We start from the raw sequence: 469 nt of genomic DNA on the forward strand, positions 1-469 counted from the left end.
GCTACCGCCCCCTGTTTGCCTATGAAATGGTCGGCATCTGCGCAGAAGACCACCCGCTTGCTGACAAAGACATTTGGGAAGCGGAAGACTTTATCGACGAAACCCTGATTATTTATCCCGTCCCCGACGAAATGCTGGATTTGCCCAAAAAAGTGCTGCTGCCCAAAGGCATTAATCCGCCGCGCCGCCACAGCGAGCTGACTATCGCCATTATTCAATTAGTTGCCAGCAAACGCGGCATCGCCGCCCTGCCCTATTGGACAGTCATGCCGTATTTGGAAAAAGGCTACGTCGTCCACCGCAAAATCACTTCAGACGGCCTACAAAGCAAACTTTATGCCGCCATTCGTACGGAAGACGCCAACAAAGGCTATCTGGACAACTTCTGCCAAATCACGCATGACCGCTGTTTTGCCGACTTGCCGGGCTTGAGCGAATTGGAAATGTAAACTTGAAACAATCAAAAGGC

General features: G+C 51.4%; 1 protein-coding gene. It reads left to right on the forward strand.

Features of this window, described 5'->3' with window-relative positions; genetic code table 11:
• A partial coding sequence (locus tag ACTHUR_RS20020; RefSeq protein ID WP_440400542.1) for a LysR substrate-binding domain-containing protein occupies window positions 1–449 on the forward strand: 449 nt, incomplete at its 5' end.
• Window positions 450–469 lie beyond the last annotated feature (20 nt).

The sequence above is a fragment of the Neisseria sp. P0021.S007 genome (assembly GCF_051956855.1).